This window comes from Pseudomonas sp. PARCl1, from assembly GCF_947311875.1.
Taxonomy (GTDB): Bacteria; Pseudomonadota; Gammaproteobacteria; order Pseudomonadales; family Pseudomonadaceae; genus Aquipseudomonas; species Aquipseudomonas juntendi.
Genome location: NZ_CAMZMX010000020.1, coordinates 21074 through 41332, shown reverse-complemented (window position 1 = coordinate 41332; position 20259 = coordinate 21074). Strand labels below are relative to the sequence as shown.

The 20259-nt window shown below is 61.1% G+C and carries 18 protein-coding genes and 2 tRNA genes; 19 read left to right on the top strand and 1 reads right to left on the bottom strand.

Annotation, left to right across the window (positions count from 1 at the left end):
* Positions 1-8 precede the first annotated feature (8 nt).
* The 5 genes from dapB (at position 9) to QME24_RS13210 (ending at position 6438) form a co-directional block, all read left to right on the top strand.
* The gene (gene dapB, locus QME24_RS13230) at positions 9-812 is read left to right on the top strand and encodes a 4-hydroxy-tetrahydrodipicolinate reductase (protein ID WP_009685336.1); all 804 of its coding nucleotides are present in this window, start codon (positions 9-11) and stop codon (positions 810-812) included.
* Positions 813-1077: 265 nt separating this feature from the next.
* On the top strand, positions 1078-2214 hold the full coding sequence (carA, locus tag QME24_RS13225; protein ID WP_003249935.1) for a glutamine-hydrolyzing carbamoyl-phosphate synthase small subunit: 1137 nt from the start codon (positions 1078-1080) through the stop codon (positions 2212-2214).
* 105 nt (positions 2215-2319) lie between these two features.
* Positions 2320-5541 (top strand): carbamoyl-phosphate synthase large subunit, encoded by a 3222-nt coding sequence (gene carB / locus QME24_RS13220; protein WP_029885745.1) that lies wholly within the window; start codon positions 2320-2322, stop codon positions 5539-5541.
* Positions 5538-6020, top strand: a complete 483-nt coding sequence (gene greA, locus QME24_RS13215) for a transcription elongation factor GreA (protein WP_029885744.1) — start codon at positions 5538-5540, stop codon at positions 6018-6020. Before carB ends, greA begins: the two co-directional genes overlap by 4 nt.
* Positions 5998-6438 (top strand): MFS transporter, encoded by a 441-nt coding sequence (locus tag QME24_RS13210; protein ID WP_080709202.1) that lies wholly within the window; start codon positions 5998-6000, stop codon positions 6436-6438. Before greA ends, QME24_RS13210 begins: the two co-directional genes overlap by 23 nt.
* Positions 6439-6597: 159 nt before the next feature.
* Here the strand turns inward: QME24_RS13210 and yhbY are convergent, their stop codons facing one another.
* Positions 6598-6906, bottom strand: coding sequence for a ribosome assembly RNA-binding protein YhbY (yhbY, locus tag QME24_RS13205; protein ID WP_009685341.1), 309 nt, complete (start codon positions 6904-6906; stop codon positions 6598-6600).
* Between the two features lie 102 nt (positions 6907-7008).
* Here yhbY and rlmE point away from each other — a divergent pair, with 102 nt between their 5' ends.
* The 14 genes from rlmE (at position 7009) to rpsO (ending at position 20009) form a co-directional block, all read left to right on the top strand.
* A complete protein-coding gene (rlmE, locus tag QME24_RS13200) occupies positions 7009-7635 on the top strand; it encodes a 23S rRNA (uridine(2552)-2'-O)-methyltransferase RlmE (RefSeq protein WP_009685342.1) in 627 nt (208 codons plus the stop codon).
* Positions 7636-7838: 203 nt separating this feature from the next.
* Entirely contained in the window at positions 7839-9743 is a 1905-nt protein-coding gene (gene ftsH, locus QME24_RS13195; protein ID WP_009685343.1) for an ATP-dependent zinc metalloprotease FtsH, read from the top strand.
* Between the two features lie 8 nt (positions 9744-9751).
* On the top strand, positions 9752-10603 hold the full coding sequence (folP, locus tag QME24_RS13190; RefSeq protein ID WP_029885742.1) for a dihydropteroate synthase: 852 nt from the start codon (positions 9752-9754) through the stop codon (positions 10601-10603).
* 16 nt (positions 10604-10619) lie between these two features.
* Positions 10620-11960: a phosphoglucosamine mutase gene (glmM, locus tag QME24_RS13185; protein ID WP_009685345.1), complete on the top strand. Its 1341-nt coding sequence runs from the start codon at positions 10620-10622 to the stop codon at positions 11958-11960.
* 65 nt (positions 11961-12025) lie between these two features.
* Entirely contained in the window at positions 12026-12781 is a 756-nt protein-coding gene (gene tpiA / locus QME24_RS13180) for a triose-phosphate isomerase (RefSeq protein WP_232892402.1), read from the top strand.
* A 4-nt stretch (positions 12782-12785) separates the two neighbouring features.
* Positions 12786-13187, top strand: a complete 402-nt coding sequence (gene secG, locus QME24_RS13175) for a preprotein translocase subunit SecG (protein ID WP_009685347.1) — start codon at positions 12786-12788, stop codon at positions 13185-13187.
* A 21-nt stretch (positions 13188-13208) separates the two neighbouring features.
* A tRNA-Leu gene (locus QME24_RS13170) sits at positions 13209-13294 on the top strand.
* A gap of 100 nt (positions 13295-13394) precedes the next feature.
* A tRNA-Met gene (locus QME24_RS13165) sits at positions 13395-13471 on the top strand.
* A gap of 129 nt (positions 13472-13600) precedes the next feature.
* The gene (rimP, locus tag QME24_RS13160; RefSeq protein WP_009685348.1) at positions 13601-14059 is read left to right on the top strand and encodes a ribosome maturation factor RimP; all 459 of its coding nucleotides are present in this window, start codon (positions 13601-13603) and stop codon (positions 14057-14059) included.
* Positions 14060-14118: 59 nt separating this feature from the next.
* The gene (nusA, locus tag QME24_RS13155) at positions 14119-15600 is read left to right on the top strand and encodes a transcription termination factor NusA (protein ID WP_009685349.1); all 1482 of its coding nucleotides are present in this window, start codon (positions 14119-14121) and stop codon (positions 15598-15600) included.
* A gap of 27 nt (positions 15601-15627) precedes the next feature.
* Positions 15628-18156, top strand: coding sequence for a translation initiation factor IF-2 (gene infB / locus QME24_RS13150; RefSeq protein WP_154211612.1), 2529 nt, complete (start codon positions 15628-15630; stop codon positions 18154-18156).
* A gap of 116 nt (positions 18157-18272) precedes the next feature.
* On the top strand, positions 18273-18671 hold the full coding sequence (gene rbfA / locus QME24_RS13145; protein WP_009685351.1) for a 30S ribosome-binding factor RbfA: 399 nt from the start codon (positions 18273-18275) through the stop codon (positions 18669-18671).
* A 3-nt stretch (positions 18672-18674) separates the two neighbouring features.
* Positions 18675-19592: a tRNA pseudouridine(55) synthase TruB gene (gene truB / locus QME24_RS13140; protein ID WP_009685352.1), complete on the top strand. Its 918-nt coding sequence runs from the start codon at positions 18675-18677 to the stop codon at positions 19590-19592.
* 147 nt (positions 19593-19739) lie between these two features.
* A complete protein-coding gene (gene rpsO / locus QME24_RS13135) occupies positions 19740-20009 on the top strand; it encodes a 30S ribosomal protein S15 (protein ID WP_009685353.1) in 270 nt (89 codons plus the stop codon).
* The last annotated feature ends 250 nt before the right edge of the window (positions 20010-20259 follow it).

The window sequence follows — 20259 nt, the reverse complement described above, 5'->3', positions numbered from 1 at the left end:
AAAAGGCTATGCGACGTATTGCAGTGATGGGCGCGGCAGGGCGTATGGGCAAGACCCTCATCGAGGCCGTGCAGCAGCAACCCGGCGCCGGGCTGACGGCGGCGGTCGACCGCCCTGACAGCTCGCTGGTCGGCGCCGATGCCGGTGAACTGGCGGCCCTGGGGCGCATTGGTGTGCTGCTGTCCGACGACCTGGCCAAGGTGGTGGACGAGTTCGACGTGCTGATCGATTTCACCCACCCGTCGGTCACCCTGAAGAACCTGGCGTTCTGCCGCAAGCACGGCAAGGCCATGGTCATCGGTACCACCGGTTTCACCGTCGAAGAAAAGCAGTTGCTGGCCGAGGCGGGCAAGGACATTCCAATCGTGTTCGCTGCCAACTTCAGCGTTGGCGTCAACCTGAGCCTGAAGTTGCTCGACATGGCGGCACGCGTGCTGGGCGATGATGTGGATATCGAAATCATCGAGGCGCACCACCGCCACAAGGTCGATGCCCCTTCGGGTACGGCGTTGCGCATGGGTGAAGTGGTTGCCAACGCGCTGGGCCGCGACCTGCAGGAAGTGGCCGTGTATGGCCGTGAAGGGCAGACCGGCGCGCGCGACCGCAAGACGATCGGCTTTGCCACCGTACGTGCCGGCGACGTGGTCGGTGATCACACCGTGCTGTTCGCTGCAGAAGGCGAGCGCCTGGAGATCACCCACAAGGCCTCCAGCCGCATGACCTTCGCCAAGGGCGCCGTGCGTGCGGCGCTATGGCTCGACGGGCGTGAGCCTGGCCTGTACGACATGCAGGATGTGCTTGATCTGCGTTAAGCAGTGAGGGCTGTGTTGGGTCATTCGCGGGCTTGCCCGCGAAGAATCCAACACAATAGTCGGCCTGTCGCATCGATGTGTTTTAGAGGCACATATGCGGTAGACCGAAAACGCACTTTTCTGTAAGCTACAGCTTTAGTGTGTCCACTAAAAGCGCGCAGCGAATTGAATTCAGCACATGAAAGCGGGGTGACGTGTCCATACGTCACTCCGCTTTTTTGCAACCTGCGATCGCCCTTTCATGCTTGATTTACGGGAGGTCTTCTTGACAAAGCCAGCCATACTCGCCCTTGCCGACGGCAGTATTTTTCGCGGTGAAGCCATTGGTGCCGACGGTCAGACCGTTGGTGAGGTGGTATTCAACACCGCTATGACCGGCTACCAGGAAATCCTTACAGACCCTTCCTACGCGCAGCAAATCGTCACCCTGACCTACCCGCACATCGGCAACACCGGTACCACCCCGGAAGACGCCGAGTCCAACCGCGTGTGGTCCGCCGGCCTGGTCATCCGTGACCTGCCGCTGCTGGCCAGCAACTGGCGCAACACCCAGTCGCTGCCGGAGTACCTCAAGGCCAACAACGTGGTTGCCATCGCCGGCATCGACACCCGTCGCCTCACCCGCATCCTGCGTGAGAAGGGCGCCCAGAACGGCTGCATCCTGGCGGGTGACAACATCAGCGAAGAGGCGGCCATCGCCGCTGCCCGTGGCTTCCCGGGCCTCAAGGGCATGGACCTGGCCAAGGTGGTTTCCACCAAGGAACGCTACGAGTGGCGCTCCAGCGTGTGGGAGCTGAAAACCGACAGCCACCCGACCATCGACGCGGCCGACCTGCCCTACCACGTGGTGGCCTTCGACTACGGCGTCAAGCTGAACATCCTGCGCATGCTGGTTGCCCGTGGCTGCCGCGTGACCGTGGTGCCGGCCCAGACCCCGGCCAGCGAAGTGCTGGCGCTCAACCCGGACGGCGTGTTCCTGTCCAACGGCCCTGGCGACCCCGAGCCGTGCGACTACGCCATCCAGGCCATCAAGGAAATCCTCGAAACCGAGATTCCGGTATTCGGCATCTGCCTCGGCCACCAGTTGCTGGCGCTGGCCTCCGGTGCCAAGACCGTGAAAATGGGCCATGGCCACCACGGTGCCAACCACCCGGTGCAAGACCTGGACACCGGCGTGGTCATGATCACCAGCCAGAACCACGGCTTTGCCGTTGACGAAGCCACCCTGCCGGGCAATGTCCGCGCCATCCACAAGTCGCTGTTCGACGGCACCCTGCAGGGTATCGAGCGTACCGACAAGAGCGCGTTCAGCTTCCAGGGCCACCCTGAAGCGAGCCCAGGCCCGACCGACGTCGCGCCACTGTTCGATCGTTTCACCGATGCCATGGCCAAGCGCCGCTGAGCATCCTGCTTCAAGGCCCCGGGCCGGCACACGCCGCGCCCGGCAGCGCCTGACCCAGATTGTTCAAAGCGGCTTGCCGACTGACCCCGGATTTGAGTGACCACCATGCCAAAACGTACAGACATCAAAAGCATCCTGATTCTCGGCGCTGGCCCGATCGTGATCGGCCAGGCCTGTGAATTCGACTACTCCGGCGCCCAGGCTTGCAAAGCCCTGCGCGAGGAAGGTTTCCGCGTCATCCTGGTGAACTCCAACCCAGCCACCATCATGACCGACCCGGCCATGGCCGACGCCACCTACATCGAGCCGATCAAGTGGCAGTCGGTGGCCAAGATCATCGAGAAAGAGCGCCCAGACGCCGTGCTGCCGACCATGGGTGGCCAGACTGCACTGAACTGCGCCCTGGACCTGGAGCGCCACGGCGTTCTGGAAAAGTTCGGCGTAGAGATGATCGGTGCCAACGCCGACACCATCGACAAGGCCGAAGACCGCTCGCGCTTCGACAAGGCCATGAAGGACATCGGCCTGGAGTGCCCGCGTTCGGGTATCGCCCACAGCATGGAAGAGGCCAATGCGGTGCTGGAGAAGCTGGGCTTCCCTTGCATCATCCGCCCGTCGTTCACCATGGGCGGCACTGGCGGCGGTATTGCCTACAACCGTGAAGAATTCGAAGAAATCTGCACCCGTGGCCTGGACCTGTCGCCAACCAAGGAATTGCTGATCGACGAATCGCTGATCGGTTGGAAAGAGTACGAGATGGAAGTGGTCCGCGACAAAAAGGACAACTGCATCATCGTCTGCTCCATCGAGAACTTCGACCCGATGGGCGTGCACACCGGTGACTCGATCACGGTTGCCCCGGCGCAGACCCTGACCGACAAGGAATACCAGATCATGCGCAACGCCTCGCTGGCGGTGCTGCGTGAAATTGGTGTGGAAACCGGCGGCTCCAACGTGCAGTTCGGTATCTGCCCGAACACCGGCCGCATGGTCGTGATCGAGATGAACCCGCGCGTTTCGCGTTCCTCGGCATTGGCCTCCAAGGCTACCGGCTTCCCGATCGCCAAGATCGCCGCCAAGCTGGCCATCGGCTACACCCTCGACGAGCTGCAGAACGACATCACCGGCGGCCGTACCCCGGCCTCCTTCGAGCCGTCGATCGACTACGTGGTCACCAAGCTGCCGCGCTTCGCCTTCGAGAAATTCCCCAAGGCCGACGCCCGCCTGACCACCCAGATGAAGTCCGTGGGTGAAGTCATGGCCATCGGCCGTACCTTCCAGGAGTCCCTGCAGAAAGCCCTGCGTGGCTTGGAAGTGGGCGCTTGCGGCCTCGACCCGAAAGTCGACCTGGCCAGCCCGGAAGCTGCCAGCATCCTCAAGCGCGAGCTGACCGTGCCGGGTGCCGAGCGTATCTGGTATGTCGCCGACGCCATGCGTTCGGGCATGACCTGCGAAGAAATCTTCAATCTGACCGGCATCGACATGTGGTTCCTGGTGCAGATGGAAGACCTGATCAAAGAAGAAGAGAAGGTCAAGACCCTGGCCCTGTCGGCCATCGACAAGGACTACATGCTGCGCCTCAAGCGCAAGGGCTTCTCTGACCAGCGCCTGGCCAAGCTGTTGGGTATCACCGACAAGAACCTGCGCCGCCACCGCCACAAGCTCGAAGTGTTCCCGGTGTACAAGCGCGTCGACACCTGCGCCGCCGAGTTCGCCACCGACACCGCCTACCTGTACTCCACCTACGAGGAAGAGTGCGAGGCCAACCCGTCGACCCGTGACAAGATCATGATCCTGGGTGGTGGCCCGAACCGTATCGGCCAAGGTATCGAGTTCGACTACTGCTGCGTACACGCGGCCCTGGCGCTGCGTGACGACGGTTACGAGACCATCATGGTCAACTGCAACCCGGAAACCGTTTCCACCGACTACGACACCTCCGACCGCCTGTACTTCGAGCCGCTGACCCTGGAAGACGTGCTGGAAGTGTGCCGCGTCGAGAAGCCCAAAGGCGTGATCGTGCACTACGGCGGCCAGACCCCGCTGAAACTGGCGCGCGCCCTGGAAGAGGCCGGTGTGCCGATCATCGGTACCAGCCCGGACGCCATCGACCGCGCCGAAGACCGCGAGCGCTTCCAGCAGATGGTCCAGCGCCTGAACCTGCTGCAGCCGCCAAACGCGACCGTGCGCAGCGAAGAAGAGGCCATTCGTGCCGCCGGCAGCATCGGCTACCCGCTGGTCGTGCGCCCATCCTATGTACTGGGTGGCCGTGCCATGGAGATCGTCTACGAACTGGACGAGCTCAAGCGCTACCTGCGTGAGGCTGTTCAGGTTTCCAACGACAGCCCGGTACTGCTCGACCACTTCCTCAACTGCGCCATCGAAATGGACGTGGATGCGGTGTGCGACGGTACCGACGTGGTCATCGGCGCGATCATGCAGCACATCGAACAGGCCGGCGTTCACTCCGGTGACTCGGCATGCTCGCTGCCACCTTACTCCCTGAGCAAGGGCGTGCAGGACGAAGTGCGCGAACAGGTCAAGAAAATGGCCCTGGAGCTGGGCGTGGTCGGCCTGATGAACGTGCAGCTGGCCCTGCAGGGCGACAAGATCTACGTGATCGAAGTCAACCCGCGTGCATCGCGTACCGTGCCGTTCGTGTCCAAGTGCATCGGCACTTCCCTGGCCATGATCGCCGCCCGGGTCATGGCTGGCAAAACCCTGAAAGAGCTGGGCTTCACCCAGGAAATCATCCCGAACTTCTACAGCGTCAAGGAAGCCGTCTTCCCGTTCGCCAAGTTCCCAGGGGTTGACCCGATCCTCGGCCCTGAGATGAAATCGACCGGTGAGGTCATGGGTGTTGGTGACAGCTTCGGTGAAGCCTTCGCCAAGGCCCAGATGGGTGCCAGCGAAGTGCTGCCTACTGGCGGCACCGCGTTCATCAGCGTGCGTGACGACGACAAGCCACAAGTGGCTGGCGTTGCCCGTGACCTGATCGCCCTGGGCTTCGAAGTGGTTGCTACTGCCGGCACCGCCAAGGTTATCGAGGCGGCTGGCCTGAAAGTGCGCCGCGTGAACAAGGTGACCGAAGGCCGCCCGCACGTGGTCGACATGATCAAGAACGACGAAGTGTCGCTGATCATCAACACCACCGAAGGCCGCCAGTCGATCGCCGACTCCTACTCGATTCGTCGCAATGCGCTGCAGCACAAGATTTACTGCACCACTACCATTGCGGCTGGTGAAGCCATCTGCGAGGCGTTGAAATTCGGTCCCGAGAAGACTGTTCGTCGCCTGCAGGATCTGCATGCAGGACTCAAAGCATGAGCATTACCAAATACCCGATGACCGTCCAGGGCGCTCGCGCCCTGGAAGAGGAGCTGACCTTCCTGAGCAAGACCGAGCGCCCGCGCCTGAGCCAAGCCATTGGTGAAGCGCGTGAGCTGGGCGACCTCAAGGAAAACGCCGAATACCATGCCGCGCGTGAAGAGCAGGGCATGGTCGAGGCGCGTATCCGTGATATCGAAGGCCGCCTGCAGAACTCGGTGGTGATCGACGTCACCACCATCGCTCACACCGGCAAGGTGATTTTCGGCACCACCGTGGTGCTGGCCAACACCGAAACCGATGAAGAAGTGACCTATCAGATCGTTGGCGAAGATGAAGCCGATGTGAAGAAAGGCAAGCTGTCGAACAGCGCCCCGATTGCCCGTGCCATCATTGGCAAGGAAGAAGGGGATACCGTTGTCGTCAAGACGCCTAACGGTACGGTCGAGTACGAGATTGTCGAAGTCAAACACATCTGACCGGCGCCTGCGGGCGCCATCCCTCGAGGGGATTCTCTGGCAACTGGCCCAGGTGTTCTGGGTCGGTGGCCTGTGGGTGTTCCATGTGGGGCTGGTGCCTGCGCTCAAGGTCAGCGGCCTGGCGCCGCTGCTGGTGCAGGATATCGCCGGGCAGATCGACCGCTGGTTGATCGGCGTGGCGTTGCTTGGCTTGTTGACCCAGCTGGCTGTGCTGGCAAGGGTGGAAGGCCTGGCGGCCTGGTGGCGGCAGTTTCGCGGCCAGATGCTGTTGCTCGGCTTCGGTGCGTGTGTGGGGTACTACACCCTGCGTTACGGCATTTCCGTTGGCGAGCGCTGGCAGATGTTCTGCTTCCTGGTGCTGGGCTTCTCCGGCATCGTGCTGGTGGCCCAGCCGGTGCCGGTCAAAGCCCGGCGCTAGCCCAGGCGGTTGCAGTCCCTGGTAGGAGCGGCCTTGTGTCGCGATGGGCTGCGAAGCAGCCCCCAGATATCAGCTTAACCACAGATATTGCAGGGGGCCGCTTCGCAGCCCATCGCGACACGAGGCCGCTCCTACACAGGCGGCGCGCTATCCTTTCCGTTACTTGTAACGGTGAATGTTGGACAGCTGCTTGTTCGGTTGTGGGTTCTTGCGGTAGATCAGGGCTTTCTTGCCGATGGTCTGCACCAGTTCGGCGCGGCCGGCCTTGCACAGCTCAGCGATGGTCTCGGCGCGTTCTTCGCGGTCTTCCGAGCGAATCTCGACCTTGATCAGTTCATGATCGACCAGTGCGCGTTCCAGCTCGGCGACCACGCCTTCATTCAAACCGTTGCCAGCAACGATCAGGACCGGCTTCAGGTCATGACCAATGGACTTGTATTGCTTCTTCTGCTCGTTATTGAGCGGCATAATCTGACCCTTTCCGTCTGATTCTGTAAAATTGACCGGCATTTTACCCGAGGGCCACCGGCTCCGCCCAGTCAATCACGACGCATATCATCGAGGTGCCCCGTGGTACAACGTTCCAAAAGCAGCGCAAACTGGCTGCGAGAGCATTTCAACGATCCTTTTGTGAAACAGGCACAGAAGGACGGCTACCGCTCGCGTGCGAGCTACAAACTGCTGGAGATCCAGGAAAAGGACCGCCTGATCCGCCCCGGCATGAGCGTAATCGACCTGGGTGCGGCCCCGGGCGGGTGGTCGCAGGTGACCAGTCGTCTGATTGGCGGCCAGGGCCGGCTCATCGCTTCGGATATCCTGGAAATGGACTCGATCCCAGACGTTACCTTCATCCAGGGCGATTTCACCGAAGACGCCGTGCTCCAGCAAATCCTCGACGCGGTCGGTGATTCGCACGTGGACCTTGTGATTTCCGACATGGCCCCCAATATGAGTGGTACGCCCGAAGTGGACATGCCACGTGCCATGTTCCTCTGCGAGCTGGCCCTGGACCTGGCAACCCGCGTGCTCAAGCCCGGCGGGGATTTCCTGATCAAGATTTTCCAGGGCGAAGGCTTCGACATGTACCTGAAGGACGTGCGCACCAAGTTCGACAAGGTGCAGATGCGCAAGCCTTCTTCATCGCGGGACCGCTCGCGTGAACAGTACCTGTTGGGCAAAGGTTTCAAAGGCGCTTGAAAGGCGTGAAGCGCGGCGGCCGATAGTTATTTCCAATCGGCCGCGGCGTCAGGATCGTCCGAACTTCGTGTAGTCTAGCTTTCACAAAGGGTTACAGACGGTGCCTGCGGCTGCGTAGGTAATGTAGTAAGTTAGGGCGATGAATATCATGCGAGGCACGGCTGCGTCGTGCGCCGGCCTCAGAGGGTAGCGAATTGAACGACATGGCAAAGAATCTGATCCTGTGGTTGATCATCGCAGCTGTCCTGGTGACAGTGATGAACAACTTCTCCAGCCCTAACGAGCCGCAGACCCTCAACTACTCCGACTTCATCCAGCAGGTCAAGGATGGCAAGGTCGAGCGTGTGACCGTCGACGGCTACATCATTACCGGCAAGCGCTCCGATGGCGACAGCTTCAAGACCGTGCGCCCGGCCATCACCGATAACGGCCTGATCGGCGACCTCGTCGACAACCACGTAGTGGTCGAAGGCAAGCAGCCTGAGCAGCAGAGCATCTGGACGCAGCTGTTGGTAGCAAGCTTCCCGATCCTGGTGATCATCGCCGTGTTCATGTTCTTCATGCGCCAGATGCAGGGCGGTGCCGGCGGTAAAGGCGGGCCCATGAGCTTTGGCAAGAGCAAGGCGCGCCTGCTGTCCGAAGACCAGGTCAAGACGACCCTGGCCGACGTCGCCGGTTGCGACGAGGCCAAGGAAGAAGTTGGCGAGCTGGTCGAATTCCTGCGTGACCCGGGCAAGTTCCAGCGCCTGGGCGGCCGTATTCCGCGTGGCGTGCTGATGGTAGGCCCGCCTGGTACCGGTAAAACCCTGCTGGCCAAGGCCATTGCCGGTGAGGCAAAAGTCCCGTTCTTCACCATTTCCGGTTCGGACTTCGTTGAAATGTTCGTCGGTGTCGGTGCCAGCCGTGTGCGCGACATGTTCGAACAGGCCAAGAAGCATGCACCGTGCATCATCTTCATCGACGAGATCGACGCCGTGGGTCGCCACCGTGGTGCCGGCATGGGCGGTGGTCACGACGAGCGTGAGCAAACCCTGAACCAGCTGCTGGTGGAAATGGACGGCTTCGAGATGAACGATGGCATCATCGTCATCGCCGCCACCAACCGCCCGGACGTACTCGACCCGGCGCTGCTGCGCCCCGGCCGTTTCGACCGCCAGGTGGTGGTCGGCCTGCCGGACATCCGCGGCCGCGAGCAGATCCTGAAGGTGCACATGCGCAAGGTGCCGGTCAGCGAGAACGTCAACCCGGCCGTTATCGCGCGGGGTACGCCGGGCTTCTCCGGTGCCGACCTTGCCAACCTGGTCAACGAAGCTTCCCTGTTTGCCGCCCGCTCCAACAAGCGCCTGGTGGAGATGAAGGAGTTCGAGCTGGCCAAGGACAAGATCATGATGGGCGCCGAGCGCAAGACCATGGTCATGTCCGAGAAAGAAAAACGTAACACTGCCTACCACGAGGCGGGCCACGCCATCGTCGGCCGCCTGGTGCCTGAGCACGACCCGGTCTACAAGGTTTCGATCATCCCGCGTGGTCGGGCCCTGGGTGTGACCATGTTCCTGCCGGAAGAGGACCGTTACAGCCTGTCCAAGCGTGCCTTGATCAGCCAGATCTGCTCGCTGTACGGCGGTCGTATTGCCGAAGAAATGACCCTGGGCTTCGACGGGGTCACCACCGGCGCTTCCAACGACATCATGCGTGCCAGCCAGATCGCACGAAACATGGTGACCAAGTGGGGCCTGTCCGAAAAACTCGGTCCTTTGATGTATGCCGAAGAAGACGGCGAGGTGTTCCTGGGCCGCAGCGCTGCCAGCCAGCACGCCAGCGTTTCCGGCGAAACCGCCAAGCTGATCGACTCCGAGGTGCGCAGCATCATCGACCAGTGCTACGCCACGGCCAAGCAGTTGCTGGTCGAGAACCGCGACAAGCTCGAAGCAATGACCGAAGCGCTGATGAAGTATGAGACCATTGATGCCGATCAGATCGACGACATCATGGCTGGGCGTACGCCGCGCGAGCCGCGTGACTGGGACGATGATACGGATTCGGGCACGCCAGCTGCCCAGAACGATCGTCCGGAATCGCCGATTGGCGGCCCGGCAGCTCAACACTAAGGGCATCTATGAGCTCAGTGCAGTACCCGACCCGGTTGCCTTGCGGCAACCGGGTTCTTGATTTGTCACGTACCCATGTCATGGGTATTCTCAATATCACCCCCGATTCCTTCTCCGATGGCGGGCGCTTCAACCAGCGTGACGAGGCCTTGCGCCATGCCGAAGCCATGGTTGCTGCCGGTGCCACGCTGATCGACATCGGTGGTGAGTCCACCCGGCCTGGGGCGCGCGCCGTTTCGGTCACCGAGGAGCTCGAGCGTGTGGCGCCGATGGTCGAGGCCATCAACAGTCGCCTGGACGTGGTCATCTCCGTCGATACCTCAACCCCGGCCGTCATGCGTGAGTCTGCGCGCCTTGGCGCCGGGTTGATCAACGACGTGCGTGGCCTGGAGCGCGACGGCGCCCTGGATGCCGCTGCCGCCACCGGCCTGCCGGTGTGCCTGATGCACATGCGTGGCGAGCCTGGCAACATGCAGGACGACCCGCACTACGAGAACGTGACTGCCGATGTTGCCCGGTATCTGCAGCAGCGCATGGCGGCCTGCGCATCGGCCGGTATTGATGAACAACGCATCATCCTTGATCCGGGCTTTGGTTTCGCCAAAACGCTGGCGCACAACCTGAGCCTGTTCAAACACATGGAAACGCTCCATCGTCTTGGGCGCCCACTGCTGGTGGGGGTCTCGCGAAAGAGCATGATCGGCCTGACGCTGGAACGTCCGGTCGACGAGCGCCTGTACGGCAGCCTCGCACTGGCGGCCCTGGCCATGACCAAGGGCGCGAGCATCCTGCGTGTCCACGACGTGGCCGAAACGGTCGATGTGGTGCGCATGATCGCTGCGGTACAAGGCGCCGAATAAGAACATTGGAGTCCCTATGAGCAGAAAATACTTTGGTACCGACGGCATTCGTGGCCGCGTCGGCGAATACCCGATCACCCCGGACTTCATGCTGAAGCTGGGTTGGGCGGCCGGCATGGCCTTCCGCAAGCTCGGCCACTGCCGGGTGCTGGTGGGCAAGGACACGCGTATCTCCGGCTACATGTTCGAGTCTGCCCTCGAAGCCGGCCTGTCGGCGGCAGGCGCCGACGTGATGCTGCTGGGGCCGATGCCGACACCGGCCATCGCCTACCTTACACGTACCTTCCACGCCGAAGCCGGTATCGTCATCAGTGCCTCGCACAACCCGCATGACGACAACGGCATCAAGTTCTTCTCGGGCCAGGGCACCAAACTGCCGGACGACGTCGAACTGATGATCGAGGAACTGCTCGATCAGCCGATGACCGTGGTCGAGTCGAGCAAGCTGGGCAAGGTGTCGCGTATCAACGATGCTGCTGGCCGCTATATCGAGTTTTGCAAAAGCAGCGTACCGAGCAGCACCAGTTTCGCAGGCCTCAAGCTGGTGGTCGATTGCGCTCATGGTGCCACCTACAAGGTTGCGCCAAGCGTGTTCCGCGAGCTGGGTGCCGATGTCACTGTGCTGCATGCCCAGCCCGACGGGTTGAACATCAACGAAAACTGCGGCTCGACCCATATCGAATCGCTGCAGGCTGCGGTGCTGGTCGGGCATGCCGATCTCGGCATTGCCTTCGACGGTGACGGTGACCGCGTACTGATGGTTGACCACACCGGCGCGATCGTCGATGGCGACGAGTTGCTGTTCATCATTGCCCGCGACCTGCAGGAGCGGGGCAAGCTCCAGGGCGGGGTAGTGGGTACGCTGATGAGCAACCTGGGCCTGGAGCTGGCGCTCAAGGACCTGGATATCCCCTTCGTGCGGGCCAAGGTCGGTGACCGTTATGTGATGGCCGAGCTGCTTGAGCGTGAGTGGCTGGTGGGCGGCGAAAACTCGGGCCACGTGGTGTGCTGCAACTACACCACTACCGGTGATGCGATCATTGCCGCGTTGCAGGTGCTGATGGCGCTCAAGCGCCGCGGCGAGGGCCTGGCCCAGGCCCGCCAGGCCCTGCGCAAATGCCCGCAGGTGCTGATCAATGTGCGCTTTGGCGGCAGCAAGGTCGACCCGCTGCAGCACCCGGCCGTGCAGGAAGCCAGCGCCAAGGTCACCGAGGCGCTGGCGGGGCGCGGGCGTGTGCTGTTGCGCAAGTCCGGTACCGAGCCGCTGGTGCGGGTAATGGTTGAAGGCGAGGACGAAGCGCAGGTTCGTGGCCATGCCGAAGCCCTGGCCAAACTGGTTGGCGAAGTTTGTGTCTGAAGGCGCTTGCCAGCGCAGATCTGGTTGGGTAAGATCTGCGCCCACTTTGACCGACGAGGTAAAGCATGCGTCGCCCTATGGTAGCTGGTAACTGGAAGATGCACGGTACCCGCGCTAGCGTCGCTGAGCTGACCGAAGGCTTGAGCAATCTCGCCTTGCCGAGCGGAGTGGAAGTCGCAGTATTTCCACCGGCCTTGTTCATCAATCAAGTGATCGATGGCCTGGTAGGTAAAGAAATTACTGTCGGTGCACAGAATTCTGCTGTACAACCCGAACAGGGTGCGCTGACCGGGGAAGTTGCTCCCGAGCAGCTGGTTGAAGCAGGCTGCAAGTTGGTGTTGATTGGCCATTCCGAGCGTCGCCAGATCATTGGCGAAACCGACGAAGTGCTGAATCGCAAGTTTGCAGCGGCCCAGGCCAAAGGTTTGAAGCCAGTGCTTTGCATAGGGGAAACCCTGGAAGAGCGCGAGGCAGGCAAAACGCTCGAAGTTGTCGGGCGTCAACTAAGCAGTATCATCGAAGCATTCGGTGTTAAGGCTTTTGCCAATGCAGTAATTGCCTATGAGCCTGTATGGGCCATCGGCACTGGCCTTACGGCCACGCCACAGCAGGCCCAGGATGTGCACGCCGCCATCCGCGGCCAGCTGGCGGCAGAAGATGCTGAAGTGGCTGCGAAGGTGCAGTTGCTCTACGGCGGCAGCGTGAAGGCGGCCAATGCGGCCGAACTGTTCGGCATGCCGGATATCGATGGGGGGCTCATTGGTGGGGCGTCCCTGAACGCAGACGAATTCGGTGCAATTTGTCGCGCCGCAGGAAACTGAACAAATGCTGGAAACAGTCATCGTTGTTTTTCATCTGTTGGCAGCGCTTTCGCTAGTAGTGCTGGTACTGTTGCAACAGGGTAAAGGTGCTGAAGCAGGTGCATCTTTCGGCGCGGGTGCTTCTAATACCGTGTTCGGGAGCCAAGGCTCTGCAACGTTCCTAAGTAAATTAACTGCTATACTCGCTGCCACTTTCTTTTTGACAGCACTTGGGTTAGGATACTTCGCGAAGCAACAAGCTCACCAGCTTAGCCAAGCAGGTCTTCCAGATCCAGCAGTGCTGGAAGTGAAAGAGCCGCAAAAACCGGCAGTCAATGATGATGTACCGGTGCTCCAACAGCAGCAGAAGAGCGAAGCCACTCCTAATACGGGTGATGTACCTCCTCCGGCAGAAGAGCAGAAGTAACGGGTTTCAAGTAGTAGTATTGCCGAGGTGGTGGAATTGGTAGACACGCAACCTTGAGGTGGTTGTGCCCATAGGGTGTAGGGGTTCGAGTCCCCTTCTCGGTACCAATTGAAGCTTGAGAGCCCGCTTTAGCGGGCTTTCTTGCAGGTGAAGGTTTGGATTTGACCCTCAGCAGGGTTCGGTCTTATACTTTCGCCCCAGCTTTGTCGCGGGGTGGAGCAGCTTGGTAGCTCGTCGGGCTCATAACCCGAAGGTCGTTGGTTCAAATCCAGCCCCCGCAACCAGCTTCAGCGGAGCCCCTTTTCAGGGGCTTTTTGCTAACCGAACAGTTTCGGCGTCGTTGTCCAACGGCGCTTTCAGGGATGGGCGCTTTGCCCATTTTTTATTTGCACAGCATGCACGAGGGGGTTCAGGTGTCGAGCAAGCTAGAACAGTTGCAGGCCTTGTTGGCCCCGGTTGTCGAGGGTCTGGGCTATCAATGCTGGGGGATCGAGTTCGTTTCCCAGGGTAAGCATTCGGTATTGCGCATCTACATCGACAAGGAAGGCGGTATTCTGGTGGACGATTGCGAAGCAGTCAGCCGTCAGGCCAGCGCAATCCTCGATGTGGAAGATCCAATCAGCAGTGAATACACCCTAGAGGTGTCTTCTCCAGGCATGGATCGCCCACTGTTCACTCTGGAACAGTTTGCCTCGCATGCCGGCGAACAAGTGAAGATCAAGCTGCGCTCACCCTTCGAGGGTCGTCGTAACTTCCAGGGCCTTCTCCGCGGTGTGGAGGAGCAGGACGTGGTGGTCCAGGTGGACAACCAGGAATTCCTTCTGCCGATCGATTCGATCGACAAGGCCAATATTATTCCCAGTTTTGACTGAGACGTGCCGGGCCCGGCGGACTATCCGGGCCCAATGGCTTGCGCAAGGCGAGGCGTACGATGAGCAAAGAAGTACTGCTGGTTGTTGAATCGGTATCCAACGAAAAAGGTGTACCGCCCGGCGTCATTTTCGAAGCGCTGGAGGTGGCCCTGGCCACTGCAACCAAAAAACGTTTTGAAGACGAAGTCGATCTGCGTGTGGAAATCAACCGCCACACCGGTAGCTACGAGACCTTCCGTCGCTGGACCGTGGTAGATGAAGCCGATCTGGACGATCCGGCGATCGAGACCTGGCTGGACAAGATCAAGGACACCCACCCTGAAGCCAAGGTAGGTGACGTGATCGAAGAGAAGATCGAGTCCATCGAATTTGGTCGCATCGCCGCCCAGACCGCCAAGCAGGTCATCGTGCAGAAGGTCCGTGAGGCCGAGCGTGCCCAGGTGGTCGATGCCTACCGCGAACGCGTTGGCGAAATCATCTCCGGTACCGTTAAAAAGGTTACCCGCGACAACGTCATCGTTGACCTGGGCAACAACGCCGAGGCCCTGTTGGCCCGTGAAGACATCATTCCCCGCGAAACCTTCCGTGTTGGCGTGCGCCTGCGTGCGCTGCTGAAGGAAATTCGCACTGAAAACCGTGGCCCTCAGCTGATCCTGTCGCGCACCGCGCCGCAGATGCTGATCGAGCTTTTCCGCATTGAAGTGCCGGAAATCGCCGAGGGCCTGATCGAAGTCATGGCTGCTTCCCGTGACCCGGGTTCGCGAGCCAAGATCGCCGTCCGCTCCAAGGACAAGCGTATCGACCCGCAAGGTGCCTGTATCGGCATGCGTGGTTCGCGCGTCCAGGCTGTATCCGGGGAGCTGGGTGGTGAGCGTGTGGATATCGTCCTGTGGGACGATAACCCGGCGCAGTTCGTCATCAACGCCATGTCGCCGGCTGAAGTCGCGGCGATCATCGTTGATGAAGATGCCCATGCCATGGACATCGCCGTCGCCGAGGACAACCTGGCCCAGGCCATTGGCCGTGGCGGTCAGAACGTTCGTCTTGCCAGTCAGTTGACCGGCTGGACCTTGAACGTGATGACCGAGAAGGACATCCAGGCCAAGCAACAGGCCGAAACCGGTGACATCCTGCGCAATTTCATCGATGAACTGGAAGTCGACGAGGAGCTGGCCCAAGTGCTGGTCGACGAAGGCTTCACCAGCCTCGAAGAAATTGCCTACGTACCGTTGGAAGAAATGCTCAACATCGATGGCTTTGACGAAGATATCGTCAATGAGCTCCGCGCTCGAGCCAAGGACCGTTTGTTGACCAAGGCCATCGCTACCGAAGAAAAACTGGCAGACGCCCACCCGGCCGAAGACCTGCTCTCCCTTGAGGGCATGGACAAGGACCTGGCGGCTGAACTGGCGGTGCGCGGCGTGGTTAACCGCGAAGACCTGGCCGAGCAGTCGATCGACGATCTGCTCGACATCGACGGCATCGACGAAGAGCGTGCCGGCAAGTTGATCATGGCCGCCCGAGCCCACTGGTTCGAGTAATTAGGCGCGGCCTGAGGAGAGAAGTGCATGACGCAAGTCACGGTGAAAGAACTGGCCCAAGAGGTCGAGGCACCGGTAGAGCGCCTGCTGCAGCAGATGCGTGAGGCAGGTCTGCCGCACACCGACGCCGGTCAGGTAGTGACCGACAATGAGAAGCAGACCCTGCTGACTCATTTGAAGAGCAGCCACAAGAGCAAGGCGGAAGAGCCGCGCAAGATTACCTTGCAGCGCAAAACCACCAGCACCCTGCGTGTCGCCGGTAGCAAGAGCATCAGCGTAGAAGTACGCAAGAAGAAAGTTTTCGTGCAGCGCAGCCCGGAAGAAATCCAGGCTGAGCAGAAGCGTGAGCTGGAAGAGCGCCGTGCGGCCGAAAACGCCGCGCGCGACAAGGTCGAGGCCGAAGTTCGCCAGCGCAACGAAGAACAGGCACGCCGTCAGGCTGCCGATACCGCAGCAGCAGCCCCGGCGCCTGCCGCTAAGCCAGAGCCGGCGCCTGCCGCGGCCCCGGCCCCGGTCGTCGCCGACGCGCCAGCCTCCGAAGACGCTGCAGCCCGTGCTGCCGAGCGCAAGAAGGACGAGACCCGTCGCAACGAGAGCCGTACCCGTGATGACGACCGTCGTCGTGGCGAAGCCCCTCGTGTGTCGATCAAGGTCAAGGTCAAGGAGAAGGAAAAGGCTCCAACGCCACGTGCCGCTCCGCGTACCACCGATGAAGAGAGCGACGGCGCCCGTCGTGGTCGTGGTGGCAAGAGCAAGCTGAAGAAGCGTAACCAGCACGGCTTCCAGAACCCGACCGGTCCAGTCATCCGTGACGTGACCATCGGCGAGACCATCACCGTCTCCGAACTGGCCCAGCAGATGTCGGTCAAGGCCGCTGAAGTGGTCAAGTTCATGTTCAAGATGGGTACCCCGGTCACCATCAACCAGGTGCTCGACCAGGAAACTGCCCAGCTGATCGCTGAAGAGCTGGGCCACAAGGTCACGCTGATCAGCGACACCGCGCTGGAAGATTCCCTGGCCGAATCGCTGAAGTTCGAAGGCCAGGCCGAGTCCCGCGCGCCGGTGGTTACCGTCATGGGTCACGTTGACCATGGCAAGACCTCGCTGCTCGACTACATCCGTCGTGCCAAGGTTGCTGCTGGCGAAGCCGGTGGCATTACCCAGCACATCGGTGCCTACCACGTGGAAACCGACCGCGGCATGGTCACCTTCCTCGATACCCCGGGCCACGCTGCGTTCACCCAGATGCGTGCCCGTGGTGCCAAGGCGACCGACATCGTCATCCTGGTGGTGGCGGCGGACGACGGCGTAATGCCGCAAACCCGCGAAGCGGTTCAGCATGCCAAGGCAGCTGGCGTTCCGCTGGTGGTTGCAGTGAACAAGATCGACAAGCCGGGTGCTGACCTCGATCGTATCCGCAACGAACTGGCCGTCGAAGGCGTTACCTCCGAGGATTGGGGTGGTGACACGCCATTCGTCAAGGTATCGGCGAAGATGGGTACCGGTGTCGACGAGCTGCTCGAAGCCGTGCTGCTGCAGGCCGAGATCCTCGAGCTGACTGCTACCCCGACTGCACCTGGTCGTGGCGTGGTCGTCGAATCGCGCCTGGACAAGGGCCGCGGCCCGGTCGCGACCATTCTGGTTCAGGACGGTACGCTGCGTCAGGGCGACATGGTGCTGTGCGGTTCCAACTATGGCCGCGTGCGTGCCATGCTCGACGAGAACGGCAAGCCTGTGAAAGAAGCCGGCCCGTCGATCCCGGTCGAGATCCTTGGCCTGGACGGTACCCCGGAAGCCGGTGACGAGCTGTCCGTGGTTGCCGACGAGAAGAAAGCCCGCGAAGTTGCCATGTTCCGTCAAGGCAAGTACCGCGAGGTCAAGCTGGCCCGCGCTCACGCCGGCAAGCTGGAGAACATCTTCGAGACCATGGGTCAGGAAGAGAAGAAAACCCTCAACATCGTGCTCAAGACCGATGTGCGTGGTTCTCTCGAGGCGCTGCAGGGTTCGCTTGGCGGCCTGGGCAACGACGAAGTGCAAGTGCGCGTGATTGGTGGTGGCGTCGGTGGTATCACCGAGAGCGATGCCAACCTGGCGCTGGCTTCGAACGCTGTACTGTTCGGCTTCAACGTGCGTGCCGATGCCGGTGCGCGCAAGATCGTCGAGCAGGAAGGTCTGGATATGCGTTACTACAACGTGATCTACGACATCATCGAAGACGTCAAGAAGGCCCTGACCGGCATGCTGGGCAGCGATGTTCGCGAGAACATCCTGGGTGTTGCCGAAGTGCGTGACGTGTTCCGTTCGCCGAAGTTCGGCGCCATCGCTGGCTGTATGGTCATCGAGGGTACCGTGTACCGCAACCGTCCGATCCGCGTACTGCGCGACGACGTTGTGATCTTCGAAGGCGAGCTGGAATCGCTGCGTCGCTTCAAGGACGACGCCTCCGAAGTGCGTTCGGGCATGGAGTGCGGTATTGGCGTCAAGAGCTACAACGACGTCAAGGTCGGCGACAAGATCGAAGTCTTCGAGAAAGTCCAGGTGGCTCGTACCCTTTAAGGGCGAGCGAGCCGCAAGCGCCCCTTGCAGGGCGGCTTGCGGTACCTCTTCAGGTAGCGCCCGGTCAGGCTCAGGTCTGCCCGGGCGTTTGCCGCTTTAAGTTACAGGTAGCAAGAATGGCCAAAGAATATAGCCGTACCCAACGTATTGGCGATCAGATGCAGCGCGAGCTGGCCGAGCTGATCCGTCGCGAAGTCAAAGACCCGCGTGTCGGCCTGGTGACCATCACCGCCGTGGACGTGAGCCGCGACCTGGGCCATGCCAAGGTGTTCATCACCGTCATGGGCGAAGAAACTCCGGACGCGGTGCAGCAGTCGCTCAAGGCACTCAACAGCGCCGCCAGCTTCCTGCGCCTGCACCTGGGGCGTTCGATGCAGCTGCGCAGCGTGCCGCAACTGCACTTCCACTTCGATGAAAGTGTCAGCCGCGGTGTGCACCTGTCGGCGCTGATCGAGCGTGCAGTGGCCGAAGACCGCATGCACAAGGAAGCCGACGAGCCGGACACCAAGGAGTAAGCGGTGGCCCAGGTCAAACGTATCCGCCGCAACGTCAGCGGCATCATCCTGCTGGACAAGCCGCTGGGCTTCACCTCCAATGCCGCCCTGCAGAAAGTACGCTGGCTGCTGAATGCGGAAAAGGCCGGCCACACCGGTAGCCTCGACCCGCTGGCAACCGGCGTGCTGCCGTTGTGCTTTGGCGAGGCGACCAAGTTTTCGCAGTACCTGCTCGACTCCGACAAGGGCTACGAAACGGTCATGCAGCTGGGGCAGACTACCAACACCGGCGACGCCGAAGGTGAGGTTCTGCAGACCCGCGAGGTGACCGTTGGTCGCGCCGATATCGAGGCGGTGCTTCCGCGTTTTCGCGGCCCCATCAGCCAGATACCGCCGATGTACTCGGCACTCAAGCGTGATGGCCAGCCGCTGTACAAGCTGGCACGTGCAGGAGAGGTAGTGGAGCGCGAGGCGCGTTCTGTTACTATTGGCCGCTTGGAGTTGCTCGAGTGCGAAGGCACCCGTGCACGGTTGAGCGTAGGTTGCAGCAAAGGCACCTATATCCGCACCCTGGTGGAGGATATTGGCGAGGCCCTGGGCTGCGGCGCCTATGTTGCCGAGCTGCGCAGGACCCAGGCCGGGCCCTTCGCGCTGGCACAGACGGTGACCCTCGAAGCGCTCGAACAGGCTCACGCCGAAGGCGGCAACGAAGCGCTGGACCGCTTCCTGATGCCCTCGGACAGCGGCCTGCAGGACTGGCCAATGGTCAGCCTGTCCGAACACAGTGCGTTCTACTGGCTGCATGGGCAAGCGGTACGCGCGCCGGACGCGCCACAATTTGGCATGGTCCGGGTACAGGATCATAATGCGCGCTTCATCGGTATCGGTGAAGTGAGCGAAGACGGGCGCATCGCGCCACGTCGGCTTATTCGGTCGGAATGACCGAAACCGCGGGGCCAGGCAATTGCCGAACCCCACGGCAGCAAGGGTGGCTGTCAGTAGGCACGGTCACACCTTTTTTATTAATACAGGGATTTGTCCCTGGCCTATTGGACCCCGCGTGCGGGATCCGTTATCAGGAGAAGCCAAATGGCCCTCAGCGTTGAAGAAAAAGCTAAGATCGTTGCCGAATATCAGCAAGCCGCCGGCGATACCGGTAGCCCGGAAGTGCAGGTTGCTCTGCTGACCCACAACATCAACAAGCTGCAAGGCCACTTCAAGGCCAACGATAAAGACCACCACTCCCGTCGTGGTCTGATCCGTATGGTTAACCAGCGTCGTAAGCTGCTGGACTACCTGAAGGGCAAAGACACCACTCGTTACAGCGCCCTGATCGGTCGCCTGGGCCTGCGTCGCTAATAGCGGCCTGGTCAGTGGTGTGCATGGCGTGTCGCAGGCTTCGGCTTTGCTGTTTCGCAGCAGGGTCGTCGGGCACGCCACGCGTATCTCCGAGGTTGGCAGCCTGGTTCAGCTGAGCGGTTTACCGCGCAGCGGCCAGGCTCCCAGCCTCGTGTTGTATCTGGACGGTCAATGGGGCCGATTCCCCGTTCTGCCCAAGAATTCGCAAGAAACCAGTTCCCCCAAGAGCCACTGAAAAAGGTAGGAAACC

Coding starts and splice junctions, on each gene's coding strand:
- infB (WP_154211612.1), top strand. CDS start 15,628: ATGACGCAAGTCACGGTGAAAGAACTGGCCCAAGAGGTCGAGGCACCG.
- folP (WP_029885742.1), top strand. CDS start 9,752: ATGAGCTCAGTGCAGTACCCGACCCGGTTGCCTTGCGGCAACCGGGTT.
- secG (WP_009685347.1), top strand. CDS start 12,786: ATGCTGGAAACAGTCATCGTTGTTTTTCATCTGTTGGCAGCGCTTTCG.
- glmM (WP_009685345.1), top strand. CDS start 10,620: ATGAGCAGAAAATACTTTGGTACCGACGGCATTCGTGGCCGCGTCGGC.
- tpiA (WP_232892402.1), top strand. CDS start 12,026: ATGCGTCGCCCTATGGTAGCTGGTAACTGGAAGATGCACGGTACCCGC.
- rpsO (WP_009685353.1), top strand. CDS start 19,740: ATGGCCCTCAGCGTTGAAGAAAAAGCTAAGATCGTTGCCGAATATCAG.
- rbfA (WP_009685351.1), top strand. CDS start 18,273: ATGGCCAAAGAATATAGCCGTACCCAACGTATTGGCGATCAGATGCAG.
- yhbY (WP_009685341.1), bottom strand. CDS start 6,906: ATGCCGCTCAATAACGAGCAGAAGAAGCAATACAAGTCCATTGGTCAT.
- carB (WP_029885745.1), top strand. CDS start 2,320: ATGCCAAAACGTACAGACATCAAAAGCATCCTGATTCTCGGCGCTGGC.
- greA (WP_029885744.1), top strand. CDS start 5,538: ATGAGCATTACCAAATACCCGATGACCGTCCAGGGCGCTCGCGCCCTG.
- ftsH (WP_009685343.1), top strand. CDS start 7,839: ATGGCAAAGAATCTGATCCTGTGGTTGATCATCGCAGCTGTCCTGGTG.
- dapB (WP_009685336.1), top strand. CDS start 9: ATGCGACGTATTGCAGTGATGGGCGCGGCAGGGCGTATGGGCAAGACC.
- nusA (WP_009685349.1), top strand. CDS start 14,119: ATGAGCAAAGAAGTACTGCTGGTTGTTGAATCGGTATCCAACGAAAAA.